The sequence below is a fragment of the Streptomyces bambusae genome, from assembly GCF_019400985.1.
GTDB lineage: Bacteria > Actinomycetota > Actinomycetes > Streptomycetales > Streptomycetaceae > Streptomyces > Streptomyces bambusae_A.
On sequence record NZ_WTFF01000554.1, the window covers coordinates 1 to 2,496 of the forward strand.

Sequence of the window (2,496 nt, forward strand, 5' to 3'; positions counted from 1 at the left end):
CCTCAATAGTTCTCTTCTTATTTTTTTTTTATCGACAAACACACCGCACCAACCGCTCGGCCCCGCGCTCGGGGGGGCTGGGTAGTGTAAAAAGGCCCCCCCCCCCCCCCCCCCCCCCCCCCCCCCCGCTCCCCCCCCCCCCCGCCCCCCCCCCCCCCCCGCCGCATCGTGCCCCGCCCCGCCGGGCCCCGCGTCCGCCAGGGCCCACCACGCCGCCAGGCCGATGATCACCCCGGTGAGGACCGTCGAGGGCCCGCCGATGTCGGCGTAGAGGAAGTCGGTCAGCTGCCAGGCGAACAGGCCGAGGGCGATCAGCCCGCAGTCGCGGACCCGGCGCGCCGCGGCGTCGGGCCGGAGCGCCCGGCGCAGCCCGGCGACCAGCAGCGCCGCCCAGCCGCCGGCCAGCGCGGTCAGCCCGACGAGGCCCTGCTCGCTGAGGATCAGCAGGTACATGTTGTGCGGGGAGAGCAGCGGCTGGCGCACGTACCCCTGGCCGGCGCCGGCGGTGTCGCTGCCCGAGGACAGGCCGAGCGAGGCGTGCCCGTCGCGGTGGGCCGGGAAGCCCTTGAGCCCCACGCCGGCGGCCGGGCGCTCCTGCCACATCGAGGAGGCCGCCGCCCACATCGTGTACCGGTCGGTGACCGACTGGTCGGGCGCGGAGCCGACCTGGGTGATGGACGTCAGCCGCTCGGCGACCATCTCCGAGCCCACCCCGAAGCCGCCGACGAGCACCACGCCGCTCGCGGTCAGCGCGAGGAGCACCTTCAGGGCCCGGCGCACCCCCGCCAGCAGCATGACCAGCACGGCGGCGCCCGCGGTCGCGATCCAGGCGCCGCGGCTGAAGGACAGCACCAGCGGCAGCACCAGGGCCAGGGCGCAGGCCCCGGCCACCCGCCGGGTCCGGCGCGCCAGGGCCGGCGACAGCGCGGCCGCCGTCGCGACGATCAGCCCGTACGCGACCACGGTCGCCATGCCCATCACGTCGCCGGGGCCGAAGGTGCCCACGGCCCGGATGTCCTCGCCCTGGTACGAGGCGCCGGTGTGGGTCGCGTACTGGACGACGCCCACCGCGCCCTGGACCAGGGCCAGGACGACGAAGCACCCGGCGGCCAGCCGGAACTCCCGCCCGTCCCGCACCAGCAGCACCACGGCTGCCGGGACCAGGACGAACACCTGGAGGTAGCGCACGAAGCCCGGCAGCGCCGCGTACGGATCGCCGGCGGTCACCGTGGCGACGGCCAGCCCGATCGCGGGCGTGCCCAGGACCAGGACGCCCAGGGGGGTGAGCCGGCGCACCTCGCCGCGCAGGGCCTGCACCCCACAGACGAAGGCCAGCAGCAGCGAGGCCGCGTCGGCCGGGGTGACCTTGCCCGAGGCGGTCGCGTCGCCCGCCGGGAGCGGGGCGAGGAGCAGCAGGACGGTGGCGACGAGCGGCAGCAGCGGCCAGTGCCGGCGCAGCATGCCGCGTACGTCGGTACGTCCGGCGGAGGAAGTGCCGGACGCGGGAGCGGATGTGGTCGCGGAGACGGCGAGGCTCATGTCAGCTGCCCCCCAGCCGGAAGCGGAAGAAGGAGGCCGCGGTGCGGGCCAGGATCCACAGGTCCTGCCACAGCGACCAGGTGTCGATGTAGTGGTTGTCGAAGCGGGCCCGGTCCTCGATGGAGGTGTCGCCGCGCAGGCCGTTGATCTGGGCCAGGCCCGTGATGCCGACGGGCATCCGGTGCCGGGCCTCGTAGCCGGGGTGGAGGGAGGAGAACTTCGCGACGAAGAAGGGCCGTTCGGGGCGCGGGCCGACCAGGCTCATGTCGCCGCGGACCACGTTCCACAGCTGGGGCAGCTCGTCCAGCGAGGACTTGCGCAGGAAGGAGCCGACCGGGCTCATCCGGTGGTCGCCGGCGACCGTCCAGCGGGTGGCCGACTCGTGCTCGTCGGCGCGCAGCGTACGGAACTTCAGCAAGGTGAAGGGCCGGCCGTAGAGGCCGACCCGTTCCTGCCGGAAGATCACGCCGGGGCCGTCGGAGATCCGTACGGCGAGTGCGCACAGCCCCATCACCGGGGCCGCCGCGATCAGCGCGAGCGCGGCGAGCGCCCCGTCGATGAGCCGCTTGGCCGAGCGCTCCACGGGCCGGCCGCGGCGGGGCAGCAGCGGCTGTACGGCGAAGCCCCAGATCTGGTCGGCGGGCCGGGCCACCCGCATGCCGGTGATCCTGGCGGTGCCGACGGGGTCGGCGAGCCAGAGCCGGCAGCCGTGGTCGTGGAAGAGCCGGACCAGCGAGGCCGTGCGTTCGTCGCTCTCGGGCGGCCGGGTGAACACCGCGTGCCGCACCGAGTTCTGGATGACGGCGCGGCGGATGTCCTCGTGCGTGGCGAGCACCGGGACCCCCGTCGCGGGCCCGTCCCCGCCGCCCCCGCCCGGCGCCCCCGTCTCGGCGAGGCCGACGGGGCGCAGCCCGTACTCGCGCCGCTCGTGCAGGGCGGCGGCCACCGCGCTCGCCC

1 protein-coding gene and 1 pseudogene are annotated in these 2,496 nt (G+C 75.4%); both read right to left on the reverse strand.

Translation table 11 applies throughout. The features are described 5' to 3' along the window. Positions 1 to 195: 195 nt before the first annotated feature. A pseudogene (locus GPJ59_RS35460) lies at positions 196 to 1,539 on the reverse strand (O-antigen ligase family protein); the annotation flags it as partial. Position 1,540: 1 nt separating this feature from the next. Beyond that, positions 1,541 to 2,496: exopolysaccharide biosynthesis polyprenyl glycosylphosphotransferase (locus tag GPJ59_RS35465; RefSeq protein ID WP_258025408.1), on the reverse strand; the 956-nt coding region annotated here is incomplete at its 5' end.